Origin of the sequence: Paraglaciecola psychrophila 170 (genome assembly GCF_000347635.1) — a bacterium.
Taxonomy (GTDB): Bacteria; Pseudomonadota; Gammaproteobacteria; order Enterobacterales; family Alteromonadaceae; genus Paraglaciecola; species Paraglaciecola psychrophila.
Genome location: NC_020514.1, coordinates 3294404 through 3312480 on the forward strand (window position 1 = coordinate 3294404; position 18077 = coordinate 3312480).

The 18077-nt window shown below is 37.9% G+C and carries 9 protein-coding genes and 5 pseudogenes; 4 read left to right on the forward strand and 10 right to left on the reverse strand.

Annotated elements, in window-relative coordinates; translation table 11 throughout:
- Positions 1–60: 60 nt before the first annotated feature.
- From C427_RS14340 to C427_RS14390, 9 genes and pseudogenes are all read right to left on the reverse strand, one after another.
- Positions 61–1455, reverse strand: coding sequence for an undecaprenyl-phosphate glucose phosphotransferase (locus tag C427_RS14340; RefSeq protein ID WP_007636619.1), 1395 nt, complete (start codon positions 1453–1455; stop codon positions 61–63).
- Positions 1456–2109: 654 nt separating this feature from the next.
- On the reverse strand, positions 2110–2487 hold the full coding sequence (locus C427_RS14355; protein WP_007636617.1) for a nucleotidyltransferase family protein: 378 nt from the start codon (positions 2485–2487) through the stop codon (positions 2110–2112).
- Between the two features lie 651 nt (positions 2488–3138).
- Positions 3139–3663 (reverse strand): transcription/translation regulatory transformer protein RfaH, encoded by a 525-nt coding sequence (rfaH, locus tag C427_RS14360; RefSeq protein WP_007636615.1) that lies wholly within the window; start codon positions 3661–3663, stop codon positions 3139–3141.
- Positions 3664–3793: 130 nt separating this feature from the next.
- Complete coding sequence (locus C427_RS14365; RefSeq protein ID WP_007636613.1) at positions 3794–6037, reverse strand: polysaccharide biosynthesis tyrosine autokinase; 2244 nt, start codon at positions 6035–6037, stop codon at positions 3794–3796.
- Between the two features lie 103 nt (positions 6038–6140).
- Positions 6141–6575, reverse strand: a complete 435-nt coding sequence (locus C427_RS14370; protein ID WP_187292421.1) for a low molecular weight protein-tyrosine-phosphatase — start codon at positions 6573–6575, stop codon at positions 6141–6143.
- Positions 6576–6580: 5 nt separating this feature from the next.
- Positions 6581–7731, reverse strand: a pseudogene (locus tag C427_RS14375) (polysaccharide export protein).
- 139 nt (positions 7732–7870) lie between these two features.
- A complete protein-coding gene (locus C427_RS14380; RefSeq protein WP_007636607.1) occupies positions 7871–8236 on the reverse strand; it encodes a hypothetical protein in 366 nt (121 codons plus the stop codon).
- A gap of 2 nt (positions 8237–8238) precedes the next feature.
- Positions 8239–8928, reverse strand: coding sequence for an EAL domain-containing protein (locus C427_RS14385; protein WP_007636605.1), 690 nt, complete (start codon positions 8926–8928; stop codon positions 8239–8241).
- Complete coding sequence (locus tag C427_RS14390; protein WP_007636603.1) at positions 8928–9368, reverse strand: winged helix-turn-helix domain-containing protein; 441 nt, start codon at positions 9366–9368, stop codon at positions 8928–8930. Before C427_RS14390 ends, C427_RS14385 begins: the two co-directional genes overlap by 1 nt.
- A 232-nt stretch (positions 9369–9600) precedes the next feature.
- On the opposite strand from C427_RS14390, the pseudogene C427_RS14395 reads away from it, so the two are divergent.
- The 4 pseudogenes from C427_RS14395 to C427_RS29015 all read left to right on the forward strand — a co-directional run.
- Positions 9601–9972: pseudogene (locus C427_RS14395) on the forward strand (IS982 family transposase); the annotation flags it as partial.
- Between the two features lie 2543 nt (positions 9973–12515).
- Positions 12516–13289, forward strand: a pseudogene (locus tag C427_RS14405) (IS982 family transposase); the annotation flags it as partial.
- A gap of 406 nt (positions 13290–13695) precedes the next feature.
- A pseudogene (gene tnpC / locus C427_RS27625) lies at positions 13696–15295 on the forward strand (IS66 family transposase).
- A 27-nt stretch (positions 15296–15322) separates the two neighbouring features.
- Positions 15323–15436: pseudogene (locus C427_RS29015) on the forward strand (IS982 family transposase); the annotation flags it as partial.
- Positions 15437–15592: 156 nt separating this feature from the next.
- On the opposite strand, the gene C427_RS14425 reads toward C427_RS29015, so the two are convergent.
- The gene (locus tag C427_RS14425) at positions 15593–17443 is read right to left on the reverse strand and encodes a sensor domain-containing phosphodiesterase (protein ID WP_007635161.1); all 1851 of its coding nucleotides are present in this window, start codon (positions 17441–17443) and stop codon (positions 15593–15595) included.
- Positions 17444–18077: the final 634 nt, after the last annotated feature.

The following is an 18077-nucleotide window of genomic DNA, read 5'->3' on the forward strand; positions in this document are numbered from 1 at the left end:
AGTAAAACGCACTCTGAAAGTTATAAATAACCTTTGGTAACAGACATAATTTCTTCTAATCTAGTAAATACTTTTATCAAGAAAACTCTTAAAGATAGTCATTGTGATTATTTTTAAATCAAAGCTTAGAGACCAGTCTCTAATATAGTCAAGGTCATGATCTATTCGCTTTTCCATTTTTTCTAGGGTATCGGTTTCACCACGCCAACCATTAACTTGTGCCCAGCCAGTAATTCCGGGCTTGACTTTATGTCGCAGCATGTAACCGCTAATAATAGGCCTATATTCCTCATTATGTGCAACAGCATGAGGACGAGGTCCTACTATTGACATTTTACCTTGTAACACATTGAAAAACTGCGGTAATTCATCTAATGATTTTGAACGAAGAATACCTCCGATTGGAGTTAAGCGGACATCATTTTTCTTGGCCTGAATAACTTGAGCACCATTTTCCATTACTGTCATCGAACGAAATTTCCATACCTTAATGGCTTTTCCATCAATTCCGTAGCGTATTTGTTTAAATAAAACAGGACCAGGTGAAGTGAACTTAACTGCAATACTAATAGCAATGAGCAAAGGAGTAATTAATAGTAAGATAATAGTCGATAAAACTAGATCTTCAATGCGTTTAATAATCGCATTAGTTCCATAAATGGGTGAGTCGTAAATGCTGATGGTTGGGATACCAGCAATAATATCGCTCCTTGAATGCATGAGTTCGAATGTAAAAACATCTGGCACCAGATAAACTGAAGCAGTGGTATCAGCCAGCTCTTTTATTAGCCATTTAATTCGTTGTTCAGCCCGCATTGGCAGCGTAATATAAACTCGGTCAATACAGCCTTGTTTGCACTTTACCACTAATTCCTTTAAATCGCCTTTTCTCTGTATATTGTCAAAGCCTTTGTGGCTCTCAAGATCATCGTAATACCCCTCAAATATAAGTCCATATGATTGATTATTTGAAATTTTACTTAATAGACTTTGACCAAGTGCTCCACCACCCGCTAGAACAAAAGAACGGGCGTTAAAGCCTTTGCTGCGGAAATTAGAAATAACAAGCCGTAAGATAATCCGATAAACGACTAGCGAAAATAATCCAATAAGTGGCCATGCTATCTGGATTTTTTGTGAAAAGTTGGCTAGGGTAGATAAATCTACAATCAAAAAACAAACAAACACCGTCACTAGCCAATTAACTGAAGTTTTCTTTAATTCTTTTAAAATGGATAAACCACGCCAAGAAATATAAAGATCACTTATTTCACTGATAAGTTGAAATAACAATGCAGCCAATATTGTCGCAGTTGTATGTACCAAAACCCATGGTTCATCTAAATAATGGCTAGCTAAAAACAAGCTGCATAAAATAACAGCAATGTCTGATAGCCTTTGAAAAACCGTTATGAACGATTTGTTCGCCTCTAAAACGCCTCTTTTTACAACCATAATTTAACTGCCTATATGTATTTATATTATTTCATTTTATTCGGTACTATACGTGCTTGAAAGCCTTTATAAATTTCATCAGGGCTTTTAAGCAGATAGCCCGTACAATCGCATCATGACATGGGATACCATCCTTAAATGGATGATATTTGCAAACCCAAACCAATTTTACATTCCCATATATTTTAAATTTTTCCTTGCCCTCACTACCTTTCATCACATTGCTAATAGCCAATAACAAAAGATCGAGTAAGTTTTTTGCACCTTGCAATATACTGTTCAGAGATGAAGTAAAATGTCTACAAAATTAGGGGAAGATCATTATCAATATTGCTTTGCATAACTTGATTAGAATTTTTTAAAAGCACGTATAAAGGTCTCGTTATGCCGCGTCCATTTGCTACGGCTATAATTTTAGCTATATCAGCGCGCTGATTACTAATAATTCCACAACTATCTGCCAGGTTATATTTACAAAAATTCATATCTTTAAAGGCATGTATTGCCTGGTGTGATAACGCGTGTTGAGCGCACAGCATTTTTATATTTTTTAAACGTAGGATGTGCGGTACTTTCTTTCCAAAGATCTTTTTCCACAAGATTAAACAAATTGGGGTGCGTGAGGGACTTATGCAAATCAAGTGCTGCGCCTATCTATGATTTAGGTACAAAAAAGAATTCGTATAAATCATCAAATACTTCTTTTTTAACTTTTATAAGCGGGTTTATGATTGTTTTACCGCTGTAAGCGCTTAATGCCAATTTTTTTTTAACCATTAAATCTATGTCGTTAGAGGTTCTGGAGGCATCACTTTTATACAACAGGCTATTAAACGCTGCGCATTTAATTAAAATTACCGGTATAGCTTGCGCGCTTAACACCTCAAGTATTTGCTTAAGTTGTTTTGCTTTGGCTAGGTCACTGATAATGCATTGCAGGGTACACAGAGTAAGAAATTGTCGTGTCAGCTCATTTAACTTTTCAAAACACCTAATTGGTGGGCCTTGGCATTTAACAAAGTAATAATGCATTGATGCACGCAGATTTAATCTCGCAAATTATTGAAGATGCCAGGGGCAAGTCTTTCATTTTGCATCCCCCCACTACTTTTTTACACTTAATTTTCTATTTCTCACAACTAATCTGCTCAGCAACGAATAATGTACATTAAAGAGCTCTTCTATTTGCTTCATCATGTAACCACCAGAGTTATAGGATTTTATAAACACTTCGTTACGGCTTGATGATTGTTGTTGCTATTCATCTAAAGATAATGATGCAGCACTGTGTTTTTTAAATCGAATTTCTAAACCTCACCTTCGAGTGCAGCTTATATAATAACGCACGAAAAATTGTACACTTTGCCTATCACTATTTTTGTAAATGAACTTACATAATCTGATGTCATTACGTCTTGCCATGGGAATGCTAAATCACCGAAGTCATCACTATATTTATAAACTTGTGTAACCGCGTTTTTCACTCTGTAGGCACGCTACCGCCCATTGGTTTGGCTCCAAGAGGCAATGTTTATTTCAATTATTTCCCACACACCCGTAACCTCCGTTGTTTTTCTACTTAATCACGACTATAACTAACCTGTAATAATAGAACTTATAATAATAAGTAAATATAATGGTTTATTCTGTTACTGAACCGCTCGTTACCCTCACTCTTTTTACTTAGCGAACTACTTTTTCAAACTTTTTATTTTTTACAATTACCTGTCTTTCTTGGCCTAGCATTCTCACCATCAATAGACTTCGCTCTAAACCACTTTTGGCTTGATATATTGCGATTAACCCTTCAAATGAACCTTCAGTGAGCTCAACTGCATCTCCTTGGCAGTACTCTATTAATTCAACCAAGGTTTTGTCTTGTTTCTCACACCCTATGCGTTTTTTAATAGCATTAATGATGCCATAGTCAATAGTCGCATGGTTCAAGCCAAAACGAACAAAACTCCCTACCCCCCTAGTTGAACGAATAGCATTAAAATCAGCAACCTGCTTATCTAAATGTATAAATAGGTAGTTGGGGAATAATGATTTCTGTACAATTTGATTACGGTTATTTATTTTTGTTACTTGGGCTATTTTAGGTAGAAACACTTCATAACCTTGCATTGTCAAATTATCATAAGCCCGTTGTTCTTCTCTGGGCTTACTGGTTAATACAAACCATTGGCCATTATCTGCATTTAACATAACGCTTTTAGCCTAAGACAGAAGGGAGTTAAACATTCAACATCGTTAATGCAAAATTCGACAAAATAGATGATTAAATGGCTTATAAACTCACACTTTGAATAGCTACTTAAATACATCAGGAAATACCTTATCCCTTAGCTGACGTATAGTCATAAATGTAATATCCAGCATTGTCATAAGCATTTTGGGATTTTCTCGATACACCGTTTAAAATTACGCCTTTAATATCGAGCCCATTTTGTTTAAAACGTTGATTGGTATGTTCGAGTTCTTTGATCGAATTTTTTTCATAACGAGCAACGAGTAACAAACAGCCTCCAACACCACCGATTATAGTGGCGTCAACAACGGCTAAAGCAGGTGGGGTATCGATAATAACAAAGTCATATTTTGACCTCATCTCTTCCACAAATTTACTAAAGCTTCTATGCATTAGTAATTCTGATGGGTTAGGGGGAATTTTACCACGACTAACTAGATCCAAACCATCTGTGCCTGAAGCCTTAATAATACTCTGTTCACTCGTTATTTGTTGTGACAAAAACTCTGACAATCCTATTTCAGGCTTCATCCCGAATACCTTATGTAAATCTCCTCGGCGCATATCGCCGTCAATTAGTAATACTTTTTTGCCAGTTTGAACTAGTACCGCCGCTAAGTTAGCCGAGATAAATGACTTGCCAATGTCTGAGGATGGTCCGGATAGAATAAGCACGTTATCCTCGGCCTCAAACATCGCAAAATGCAAACTGGTTCGCAATGTACGAAACGCTTCGACAGCTAAATCTGCAGGATCAAGAATGGCTAATATTTCAGATTGATGTTGCTCTTCTGAGTTACTTATCTTATCGCTAATGGCTTTTTGATTACTCGAGTACGGAATAGTTGCATACACTGAAAAGCCGAGGCCCTCAATTTCGCTAGGTTTTGTAATGCCTGTGTTAAATGCTTTTTGTAGTAATACAATAACTATTGCTAACATACCACCGAGTAACGTGGCCATTACCACAATTGACCGCTTTTTAGGTGCAACTGGGCTGGATGTGTCAACTGCCGCGACATCAATGATGCGCACATTGCCTACGGTACCTGCACGGGCAATATCTAACTCTTGCATTTTACCCAATAACATAGTGTATATTGCATTACCCACTTTAACATCACGCATCAATCGCAGCAGCTCTTGCTGGGTTTCAGGTAATTGTAAAACTTGTTTGGATAAGCCATCACGTTGATCTTGTACTTTAGCTATTTGTTCGACTAGGCCTCTATAATTTGGGTGGTTTTGTTTGAACAAACGCGAGGCCTCTAAACGGTTCAGCTCCAATCCTTGTAATTTAGTATTAAGTACAACAATTTGCGTCAATATTGCAGATGTCTCTAACTCAATGTTGACGCTTTTCTGACTAATCTGATAATTATTAAGTATCTCTTCTGATTTTTCTAATTGTGTTTTTATATCAGGTAGTTGTTCAGCTAAAAAGTCGAGTGATTTTTTAGCCTCTGCCGAGTTACGATCTATATTTCTCTTTACATATACTTGAGCAACTGTATTTAGTATTTTTTTGCTATACTCAGGGTTTTTATTCTGAAAACTTAAGTTGATTATACCTGAGTCTTTGCCCTTTTCACTTGCACCTATCCTAGATTGCAAGCTAATAATAGCGCTTAAGCGGCTGTTACGTGACATAACAAATTCGGTGCCCGTCCGAGCCACTAGAGTCTCGATTTTTAACGTAAAGTCGCCATTAGTTACCTCTTCACCCACTTTACCCTGCAAAATAAAGTCGCCATTTGCATTCAGTAACTTAAACTGCTGATTATCAACAGCTTGCAAGATATACTTTGTACCTAAGGCATTTTGAGGTACATCAAACAAAAGCACGTCGATTTTTTCGCCGCCCCATGCATAACTTTTTGCGCCAAATCTCGGTTCGGCAACATCACCGACTGCCGTCGGATTGAACAGTCTAAAGCTTCGCTCGCCAATGTAGGGATACAATTTAGGCGTTGCAACTATATCTAACTTTAAAATATCAACGGCTTCACCAATAACGGAGCGAGATTTTAATAATTCAATTTCAGTGACCGCTTCAGATACGCCTTCATAAAAAGAGCTCACACCATCAAGCCCAGGCATTGTCGAATTGCTGTCTTCCACTTGTATCATGGCATCTGCTTTATAAACGGGAGTTGATAATACCGCGATAGCAATACCAACCAGGGCAAAAACGGCGGTTACTGAGACAATCAATAATTTGCGTTCGAAAATAGTTCCAAAAAAAGCCCGCAAGTCAATAACGTCATCGGATAGATTATCAACTTGATGGCTATATTTGATTGGTGCTTTGTTAACTTCTTTTAGTGACATATTTTTTATGACTCATAGTTGAATTTTAATCTTGTTTCTCGTTTTTTAGGATTTATTCGGTCGATAGTTCAGGTTTATGTGGATGCTATTTACTACTCCTTTTTTATAAGTACTTTGCCCAAGCGTCACAACACTTATCGATTAATTGATAAACATGTTCAAACGCTTCATCACTTTGCCGATAAGGATCAGAAATCTCAGCATCATTTAGCCATTTCCCCAGCAAAAACACTTTTCCTCTGACATTGGGGTATTGGTCGCACAAATCATTTAGGTGGCGTTGCTCCATAACCAGTATCAGATCATTTCCAGTGATAAATGAACTACTTAGCTGTCGCGCTTTATGAGCGCTCATATCAATATTATTACGTAGCGCAATTGTTGCAGCTCTTGCGTCAGCGCTTTTACCCACTAGCGCCTTTAGTCCCGCTGACGACACCGTAATATCGTTATCAGCTAATTTATTTTTTAAAAGCTGTTCAGCAGTAGGACTTCGGCAAATATTACCGGCACATACAACTAAAATAGCGTTAAACATGGCCATTAAAGTACACCGCTATTACTTTTAATGACTGGTATCTTATCAAACGATAGAATAGTGGGTACTAATTGGCTAATTAAGCGATTCCAGCGGGCGATAGGCGCCGTGGTAACGTAAACGATATCGCGGGCTTGTAGCTTAAATTGGTCTGCTAATACCAGGGCGACCACATTTTGTGCGTGCAACTGATAGACATCGGCAAACACACCATTTTCAGAGTTGGCTCGTTTACGTAATACAAACACGCCATTGGCATTTGCGGTGCTTTCATTTAACCCGCCGACATCACTGAGTGCTTCAGCAAGGCTTAGGCCATAACGATTAATTTCAATGCTACCGGCTTTACTTACATCCCCTAAGACAAATACTTTTTGATTATCGATGCGATTAATATGAATAATGTCATTGTGTTGTAATAAGCGATTTTGAGAGATATCACCCATAGTATAAAAGTCATCTAGCTTGATGATTTGGACTTGATTATCTCGAGTGAAATTAACCGTGCGCCAATTAGCACGCTCATTTAATCCGCCAGCTTGGTTAATGGCATCAATTAAGGTTAATGGCGTTTCAGTGACTGGAAATACCCCTGGTTGTTTTACTTCGCCAGTAACGTAGACACGCTGACTTCTAAAATCAACCACTTTAATATCTATCTGTGGTTTTTGGATCACCTTGCTAAGTTCTTCCACTAGCAGTTCGCTGAACTGCTTAAGTGTTTTATCCGCCGCGGGAATATCAGCTGCATATGCAAAATTGATGGTGCCATCTGTTTTAACTCTAAAACCGTCAAAGGCAGCAGTTCTTTGCATTCCAGCGGGTAGTGATAATTCGGGGTGATCCCAAACGCCAATAGATAACACATCGCCAATACCTAAAATGTACTCATAACCTTCTGTTATAACTGGCGTGTTTTTTGGTTTTGCGTTTGAGCTTGTGATTGTTCTTTTAGTTGGGCAATAAGACCGGAGTCAATCACTGAAATCCTAACGTTGGACAGGTCTTGCTCTAGCGTAGCAGTCTCCCTCCCATCATCAACCCCTACAAAGTGACTTCCGGGGACCATGCTGCATCCGTTCATTAACAAAATAGATGCTGAGACGAACAGCGTTTTGCAATATTTGCTTGATTGCTTTTTTAAGTGTACTAACATAATATAATCTGGTCACTTTTTAGATAAAGATATTAAATGTGATATGTTTTGCTGGATTTGCTTAGCTTTTGAGTAAGCAAATGACATACAATCTCAAGTCAATAATTGGCGTCCACCAATGTGGCACATGACAACAAACTCATGTTCTATAGCGGCCCATTTGTTTTTTATTATTTACTTGATTACTTTCATATTTATCTTCGTCCCGGTCGTCCTTTAGCACCATATCTCGTATAAAATCGATTTCCTCTCTGTCTAGAAGTGATGCAATCCACCCCTTATTGATAGTTTCGGATTTACTTTCAACAACTGAAGCAATCGCTAGTACAGCTTCGGAGCAAAATTGTAACTTTCGCTTTTCATTTGATGCTCCAATACCTTCATCCTTAAGTGACTCGGAAAACTGAATTGCATTTCTTATTTTTTCGTTATCACCACTAGCTCGTTGATAAAAGTGTATCAGCGATATTAGATTTAACGTAGTTTGGTGTAATTGCTGATCCATACTCAGAAAACGGCTATTTTGTTAATTTCATTAAAAAAGTAGCCTTGCATCAAACACTGCTGTTCTTTGCAAAAAATATACTTGTCAAAACTGTCAACACCTTCAATTATCACGTTGTCAGACTTTCTTTTCATCATTTTAATCATGCGTTTCAGTAGAATGTGGTCGCATTTATGTAAATCCCAAAAAAGCTCTTTTGCCATTTTCAAACCATCAAAATTTATCACATTAATGACATCAAAGTTTGACTGCTCGGTTCCAAAATCGTCAAGCCATATGCGAAGTCGCGGATTTTTTCTAATTTCATCTAATCGGTCTTGAATGTTAATTATTGATAGCAAAGTACTGCTTTCGACTAACTCCATTATGATCGTATCGTTACCGAATTCTGACAAAATCATTTCAACATAACTTGACTTTAAGAAATTAATATTCACATTGAGTGAAATATCAGCCTTTGTTTGCTTGTTCAGACTTTCTAATGCGTGCCGATAAATCATGTAAGTTTCGCGACTGGTTAATTCAACAAAAAACTGCGTAGGGCATATTTGTATGTCGCTATGCATTACAGTGCATAAAACCTCGTAAACGCCACGTTTATTGGACATACAGTCAGTAATTAATTCAACCCTAGGGTATACAATATATTCTTTATTCTCATGCGAGACAGATACTGACTGAATGTTTATCATTAATACTTACCTTGATTTGTATTGAACATTTTATAGCCTGTGCCGCGTACAGTTACTATTTCCAATTTAGTTGTATTCAACAGCACCAACCTTAATTCATACATAGCAACCGTTAGACTATTTTTAACTGTTTTATTTGGACCCCAAGCATAAGCCAGCAAAAAAGCCCTACTTAAGACTTCTCCTTGGTGCTCGTTAAAAGCACACAATATCCGAAACATAGGATTAGATATCTGGAACTGTTTCCCTTTTATTATTACAACGTTTGGTTTAATATAAACATTTTTACCAATTTGAATGGCTGTTGTGGTCTTTGGGCAAACTACACAATATTCAGTACAATATTTTATTCTTAGACTGGCACCTTGATTTTTATTCTTACCCTGAGACCCTTGGTACTTTCTAATGTCAATTACATTTTCATAAGTTATTATGCCCATTTATTAGTACTCCCTTCAAAATGCTCATAAATACTAAACTGACTGCAGACTCTGCTAGTACCGTCATCTTTCCATCGGACTTATTAGCTGCTCTTCAGCAAATCGACTAAGATACTATTAGTAAATTTTAATCACCCCTAGCGATCAACTCAATATTTATAAAAATTATAAAAATTATAAAAATTATAAAAATTATTCCGTACTCTTTTCTAGGCAGTTCAACACAGATCAGTGTCATAACATCTGAATACCTAAACATAAAACCTTCGACGGTATCGCTCAACGAGGTAAAGGTACTATGGGTTGGTTTTATGGCTTCAAGCTCCACTTAGTCGTCAATCATCACGGTGAAATTGTTGCTGCGAAAGTCACAACCGGCAATGTGCATGACACTCAACCCATACGTGAATTAGCAGAAGGTTTAGCTGATAAATTGTATGGAGACAAAGGCTATTTGAGTAAAGCTTTGGAAGCGGATTTATTAGACAAAGGTGTAAGTCTCATCACAACCGTTCGCAAAAACATGAAAGAAAAAGCTATATCGTTGTGGGATAGGGCCATGCTTTCAAGGCGCTATATAATTGAAACAATAAACCAAGCCATAATTTAACTGACGTAGAGCTGAACTCTATGGTTACCGCTTAAGCAGATCTCAGGATACTTAATCGTCAAATTGCACATCCCGTTTACCTTCGATAATTTCATTATTCTTAAGGTCATTGAAATTGCCATGTCGCAGCTATACAAACCTAATGTGCGTTATTACAAGTGCGGGGTGGGTTTGATGGGGTTACACAATGAAGGGCTGTTTCAATACGATTTGTTCACACCCTCGAATAACAACACTAATCTCATGGCTTGCATGGATACAATCTGGGTACTGAAGTGACGCACGGGTTCGAATAGCAGCTGACTCATACATAAAAATTCTGTTGAGTGGAACTTCTGACAACTTCGTTGATAACGATCGATATCTTGTTAATGTTCAGGCAAAGTATTGATGACACTGACACCTCATAATGCAAAACTCTGGGCACAAAAATACATTTGGAACTTTAGCCATTGGCGATACCAGACGAACCCATTGATTAATAGATATTGCCGGACGGATAGGTCAGTTTAACGGAAAATCAGCATAACTACCTTGTGAAAGAAACAGCGCATTACTTGAAGCAACATATCTATTTATCCGTAACGACAATATTCATACCAACAAGGTTCGCCGTGCTGGTTTTCAACAAACTGTTGTGGATTTATTTATGCGGATGGTCCTATTTCTGCCACAAAATTGCTTGCTGGTGGAACGGTATGGCGCAATAATATATCACCCCACCAAGCTGCGCAGGGAAGAGTAATGCAGCACTAAAATTGCTCAACGATGAGTTTATATGATAAACAATACACTGAGTTTGGTTTATCAACTATGCAGCTTCGCCGATTAACATCCCAATATCCACCAAATCTCCGTTTTATCCTTAAAAGTTTGAAGCTTTTATTTGGCGTTACACAGACGAATTTATACGGTTATCCGGTCCAGTACAATTGCCAAACACCTAAACGCATACCTATTGAGCAGGTCTTTTAACAACACCTAATGGCGATTCACACCAACTATATTCATTATAGATAATTGAATCACACTGAGAGTAATTATAAATAGAACAATATTGGCAAAAGTAAAAGGCGTATCTAGAAAGTAATTTAAACCAAACGATATTATAGTACAGAATATTATATTACATATTAGGATTAGTATGTTAAGTAATACTACACAGTTTATGTCTTTCATATTATTTCGAGCTCGCTAATTTTTATGATACCCAAAAGGTTTTCTGGACTCTTTCGGCCGCACGCAATGCAGAGAATGACGCTCCTAAAGCAAACGTTCTGCACATTGATTACATTAGAGTTCATCACCTTGCGTCAGAACACCTTCTAGATTCTCAGAGTTAGATTTAACATCAACGTTGCGTTTACTTCGAGACTGAGCGAAAGTACTTAAGATGCGAATAGTACGCTAATTAATTGTTTGGTTATCTATTCGACGTTTAAATCATTTCACGCATATAAGCACATACATCATGATTAGTTGAAGCATTTATTGTGCCAATAATTACAATGCCTTTAAAATCATATGCTTATATATTTATTTCCGGTAATCAAGAGAAAAGTGTCAAAAAATATGACAGTGTTCTTTGACATTCACTTTAATGTAATCCTACCTCAATCAATATAGTCATTGTTAATAGTAGCAGATCACGTCAAAGATTCGACATGACCCCGAAGAATAGCAACAACTTATCGACGTCCAAAAAGTTAGCGTCATGACTATCGCGCAATTTTGCCATACACACAATATCTGTAAATCGACATTTTATTTGCAACGCTAAAAATAAATGAAATTGCACTGCCACAACGCAACTCGGATTATGGCCGAACAACACGATGATGTTGACTGCGCCAAATACAAAGCAATGGCAAATTGAATTGCGATAACCTATCGTAAACGCACATTGATTAAGGTGTTATATTATCAACAAACAGATTTCTGTTATGTTCAAAAAATTGAAGCGAAGCAACTGCGAGAATATGGCTGGCTCTGAGGGTAAAGTGCCCTTAACAACCGAAGTCAAAGTGTTTAATTGATGGTTTTTATTGGCAAAACGGTAAACTAAACACGCGAATTCAGTAGCTTGCGTTGCTGCACGCCGCAGCATGAAAAACCCCGCTACATTACCCCAAAACATTGATAGTATTCTCTTATAGGAATACGCAAAAGTAGTGGCAAAGTTATCAGCCTCACAAGCGCAGTTCGAGCAACTGCAGCGTCAACCCCACGGGTTCAAACATCAGTTTTTTGGCCGTAAATTTAAAAAGTAGCTCATTGAAAATCCTGACCAAGGGGCGTTGTTTACTAATACTGCCAAAGACGAGTTACCGCCCGCGCGTAAAAAAAGATTAAAGACCATACCCACTCGGTAAAGCAAAAGAATATCGGTTACGTGAATGACAGAGGCCAACGCTTTAATGAAGATGTGTCTACGGTGATACTAATTAACCTGAATCCTGTTTAAGAAATTGAACTAGATACCTGTTCCAAGATCCGATCTTTCGATAAAAAGAGATGAATCTAAAAAAGGAACAGGCATGAGTAAATTAGTTGAGTTGTTTTGTGATGTCGATGATTTTTGCAAAGTATTTATTCCTCAATGGTGTAAACAACTGCTTGAAGACGGTACGCGAAAACGTCAGAGAGAAGGGCAAATGACCACATATGAAATCATGACGATTGTCGTCAGTTTTCATATGTCACATTACCGTGATTTCAAAAACTACTCTCTTGGGTATGTATCTCTTGTGTACAAAAATGAGTCTCCAAATTTATTGAGTTACACACAATTTCTAGCGGTCATGCCTAGAGTTATTGTGCCCATGTGCGTCTACTTCACATCACTTAAAGGAAAGCCCACAGGACTCGAATTCATTGACTCTATAAGCATCAAGGTGTGTCATAACATCCGAATACCTAGACATAAAACCTTCAACGGTATCGCTCAACGAGGTAAAGGTACTATGGGTTGGTTTTATGGTTTCAAGCTCCACTTAGTCGTCAATCATCACGGTGAAATTGTTGCTGCGAAAGTCACAACCGACAATGTGCATGACACCCAACCCGTACGTGAATTAGCAGAAGGTTTGACTGATAAATTGTATGGATACAAAGGCTATTTGAGTAAAGCTTTGGAAGCGGATTTATTAGACAAAGGTGTAAGTCTCATCACAACCGTTCGCAAAAATATGAAAGCAAAAGCTATATCGTTGTGGGATAGAGCCATGCTTTCAAGGCGCTATATAATTGAAACAATAAACGACCAACTTAAGAATATTTCTTATATCGAACACTCAAGGCATCGGAGTATGAACGTAAGCGTGTAATTACCCCCACATATCAATATTAATCGCGCTTCAGCATAATTATCTCAGTAAATTAACATGAGGTAATTATGGATATTCAAAAAAACAACACTGGAAAAATGTTTTTGAGTGGCAACAATCTAGTGGTTTGAGCATTGTTCAATTTTGTCGCGATAAAAAATAAACATATCAACTTTCTACGCCTGGCGTAACCGCCTTACTCGTCAAACAAAGAAAATCCAGCCGCAACAGATTATCCCGTTCGTTATTAATGAGCAGTCGTTCTCTCAATCTTCAATGATAAAACTCTCCACACCTACAGGCTACCAAGTAAACTTCGACTCGACGCTAGCGCCCCAAGCGTTAGCGCAATTGTTGAAACTACTTTGATGCAGCACCACAACAAGTCTATTTGGTCACGGGCTTTACCGACATCAGAAAATCAATCAATGGGCTCAGTATTATTGTCAGCGATATCTTGTCACTTGATCCATTGAGTCAGGCATGGTTTGTTTTTTATAATAAGCAGCGCGATAAATTAAAAATACTATTTTGGGATACAAATGGTTTCTGGCTCTATTGTCGTCGCCTTGAGCAAGGCCGTTTCCGGTGGCCTAAATCTGCTGCAGCACATACCGCCATAAGCATTGAACAAAAACAACTGGTGCGCCTGCAAGTACAGATTGATACCTTGCAGGCTGAGAAACAAGCTTGGGTAGAAGATAAAATGGAAATGCAAACCCGCATTGACCATTTACTTGCCGAGCTAAAATTAAGTCAGTCACAAAAATACGGTAAGAAAAGTGAAAAGGCACCGCGCGGTACCTCTAACGAAGCCGAGCAGCATCAATCCAGTGAGCCACCTCAACATCATAAGAAAGGTAAACAGGTACTAGCTTCACGCTTTGAGCGTGTAGAAGCTGCGAGCACGAAAAGCTTAGCAGTAAAATCATTACCGCTCCCAAACCAGCACAACCTATTCCTGGCAGTATCGCCAGTCCTGAGGCGATAGCTGCGGTAGCTGCGGTAGTGACTGCGAAATACTGCGATGCACTGCCACTTTATCGACAAGTTGATATTTTTAAACGTTGTGGCTGACGTTTATCACGCAGCACCTTAGCGAACTGGTGTATTAATGCGGGAGATATTATCCAACCCTTGGTTGAAGCTATGCGGCTTCATTTGCTTAAGGAGCATAGCCTATGCGCGGATGAAACCCATGTGCAAGTGTTAGATGAAGGGAAATCACCGAGGAGTAAGTCATATATGTGGGTGTATCGCGGTCATGAAAACAGCCAACAACCGGTGGTCATTTATGACTATCAAGCAGGTCGAAGTCGCGCTTGCGCCCAAGCATTTTTAGCGGTGTATCAAGGCTATCTATAATGCGATGGTTACAGTGTTTATGACGGTATTGAAGACATCACGCCTGTGGGTTGTTGGGCCCATGCCAGACGGAAATATAATAACGCCTTAAAAGCCGAATCAAAAAGTAAAGGCCGTGCCCATAAGGCGATTAGCTTCATTAGCAAATTATATAAACTGGAAACGCAAGCTAAAAATAAAAAACTCTCGTCAGATGAGCGTTACCAACTCAGGCAGAAAAAAGCGCTGTCAATTTTAACCAAATTTAAAACATGGCTTGATGAGGTGCAAGATAAAGTCACAACGGGTAGCTATATTGATAAAGCCATCAGCTACAATATCAACCAATGGCATAAATTAATTCGGTATGTTGAAGATGGACACTTGGGGATTGATAATAATATAACCGAACGAGATATTAGGCCATTTACGACAAGTCGAAAAATTGGTTATTCTCAAAATCAGTCAACAGGGCTAAGGCAAGCGCAATACTTTATAGTATCGTGATGACATGTCGGGCCAATGACATCAGTCCTTATTATTACATCCAACATCTATTTAAAGCATTGCCTAATCGCCAGCATATTGATGATGACTTTACCGAGCTAATGCCTTGGAATGTGCAGCTAGACTTCGATTATAGCTAAGCGCACTGCTTAATTGCGCGTTTACGTATGAACGGCTTTATGCTGAACTTACTCGCGGGATTGGTCGCTTATTGTTTAAAAGAAAATAAGCTAAGCCTTAATTTAACTGACGTAGTGCTGAACTCTATGGTCATCGCTTAAGCAGATCTCAGGTAAAGTAAAATGATGGATTGTTTCAGGGCATGAACGATGTACGTGTTAGATTTTATTTTAAGTGGCCCGAGTGTTGCATAAACAAATCAATACCAACAAATTACGCATCAGAAGACCCATATTATTAATAATGCATATCCTAGGTCAATCTTTTAGACTTACGTTGTAATACTTAGTTTCTAATTCTACTACGCCGAGAGGCTTAGAGTAGTGATAACCTTGGATGAAATTGCAGCGCATGGCCCTAAGTGCTATTACCTGGAATTCTGATTCAACACCTTCAGCAACAGTCTGCATGTCCAATCTATTAGATAATGAGATGATTCCAGAGCACATTGCAGACGCATGTTTATCTTTAATTATGTTATCGATAAATGACTTATCTATCTTCAAATAGCTTATAGGCAATACTTTTAAATAGGCCAAATTAGAAAAACCGGTTCCAAAATCATCAAGTGAAAATGATACTCCAAGTTTGCGCAATTGATTCATTATGTCAATAACGGCATCAATATTATCAAACAACGAGCTCTCAACAATTTCAATATCCAAATATTCGCCACTTAAATTTGTTTGGTTAAGTAGCTCAGTGACAAAGTTAACAAAGTCCTTGTGCTGCAATGTGTCCCCCGTTACATTAATAGAAACACGTGGAACCTCAAATCCCTTATCTTTCCATTTTTTTATTTGATTGATAACCGTTTTGAAAATCCATTTTTCCAACTTAAATATCAGATTAGATTTATACGCAATGTTGATTATAGTGGGCGGTGAAACGAAGCCATGACTAAGGTGATTCCATCTTATCAGTGCTTCCAGACCTACCAATCCCTCATTGTGCGCATCAATCTTCGGTTGGTAAACCAGATGCAACTTATTTTGCTCTATGTTTTCACTTAGTTCTCGGGTAAGTTCAATATTTTTTAATTCGTCTTTTCTGATATTTTCAGTGACAACAGCTGTGTTGATACCTTGTTTTTGTGGAAGATCTTTTACAAAAACTTTTGCCATACGGTATATTTGATGGGGTGCAGACACTCCAAAATCGTCCTGAATGATGGCCAGATTTATATTGGGTTCTATCTCAGACACCGATGTTTTAACTGGGCCTTCTAGACATTTTTGTAAATGATTTTTGACATCACTAATTAACTTTACAACAGGATTGTGATCAAGATTTATTACAATAAATCCACCTAATAGGGTGTTTTCAGTTCTGCCTAGTACATTTTTGCCTATTTGAGATATACCACGTCTTAATCTTGCAGATAACTCCAAAATGATCTCATCAGCGACAATATAACCATAATGGTTCTCAATATATTCGATATTTGAGAACTCGAGACACAAGACATAATATTTACAATTATTAACACTTTTTGAATATGCGACGCGTATTTTTTCAAAAAAAGTATCACCCAAGAAAGCATTGGTTAAGGGGTCTCTTTTATTCCGCAGTTTACTGCGCATCCTGTGTGTTGATATCTCTGCGGGTTGGACTATCTCTTGTCGAACTAGCTTGGCCATAGATAAAAAAGATTGGCGCTCTTGTTCATAAAATTTTCGTGGTACCTGATCAATAATACTCAAAGTTCCCAGTGGCAGGGTATCTTCACCTCTGATCACCGCGCCAGCATAAAATCGAATGTAGGGCTTCCCTGTCACCAGTGGATGGTTTTTGAATATAGGGTGGGATTGGGTATCTTCCACAACCAATAATTCTTTTTCATTAATAGCATGAGAACAAAATGCTCGGTCCCTATGTGTCTCATCACCCTCTAGCCCATGACAGGATAAGAACCACTGTCGGTCGGAATCTACCAGAGATATTAGTGCAGTAGGTACCTTAAAAACGGTTGCAGCAAGAACTGTTATAACATCAAACCGCTCACTATGATCTGAATCTAGAAGCTTTGTCGCATGTAGTGATTTTAAGCGTTCACCTTCTCTTTGGTGAAATGGTGCAACATAATTATACTTTTTCATATTTTTCATGAGATAAACTTTACATTCCTTATTTTTTTATGGTCTTGGGCGTAGGTCATACTTATTAAATTGAAGATGTGATAATTTTTAAAATAATAATACCCTATTCGCAACTTTATTTTTTAATTTTAGATCGACATTTACTTTTTAAGGGAATTGTCACAACAATGAATCCCGATGAATAAGATTAAAAAGTGACAATGACGCAATATGTCGAAGCTTATATGAACTATTACAACCATGAACGGCTAATGCTGCTAATGATAATATGTCATTTATTATGATATGAAATATCTCAAAAAAGGGTGCGGTTTATATTGAACAGAGCAGTTGGATCCTTTTAAACGCCCGGGTACATTCTCAATTTTTAGTATGGTTTAATCTCTAATACACAAATGCATATAAATACCCAGGGCTAAGCTCAAGCATTTAGACGCAACGGAGATGATAAAACAGTGCGGAGTCAAAGTGTCTTGTGTATTTGCCCGATAAAACATCTAACCTGAATAATATATTAAGTGACATAACACAAGCCTCACCAAGACAACTCAGTGCAACAAGGATGAAACATGCTTTATTTTTTGAAAATAGCGTCCTGCAACAGGTTTTGAAAAGGATGCGCACCCTGATTTTACTGGGTCCT

Coding starts and splice junctions, on each gene's coding strand:
- C427_RS14390 (WP_007636603.1), bottom strand. CDS start 9,368: ATGGGCATAATAACTTATGAAAATGTAATTGACATTAGAAAGTACCAA.
- C427_RS14425 (WP_007635161.1), bottom strand. CDS start 17,443: ATGAAAAATATGAAAAAGTATAATTATGTTGCACCATTTCACCAAAGA.
- C427_RS14355 (WP_007636617.1), bottom strand. CDS start 2,487: ATGCATTATTACTTTGTTAAATGCCAAGGCCCACCAATTAGGTGTTTT.
- C427_RS14385 (WP_007636605.1), bottom strand. CDS start 8,928: ATGATAAACATTCAGTCAGTATCTGTCTCGCATGAGAATAAAGAATAT.
- C427_RS14365 (WP_007636613.1), bottom strand. CDS start 6,037: ATGTCACTAAAAGAAGTTAACAAAGCACCAATCAAATATAGCCATCAA.
- C427_RS14380 (WP_007636607.1), bottom strand. CDS start 8,236: ATGGATCAGCAATTACACCAAACTACGTTAAATCTAATATCGCTGATA.
- C427_RS14370 (WP_187292421.1), bottom strand. CDS start 6,575: ATGTTTAACGCTATTTTAGTTGTATGTGCCGGTAATATTTGCCGAAGT.
- rfaH (WP_007636615.1), bottom strand. CDS start 3,663: ATGTTAAATGCAGATAATGGCCAATGGTTTGTATTAACCAGTAAGCCC.
- C427_RS14340 (WP_007636619.1), bottom strand. CDS start 1,455: ATGGTTGTAAAAAGAGGCGTTTTAGAGGCGAACAAATCGTTCATAACG.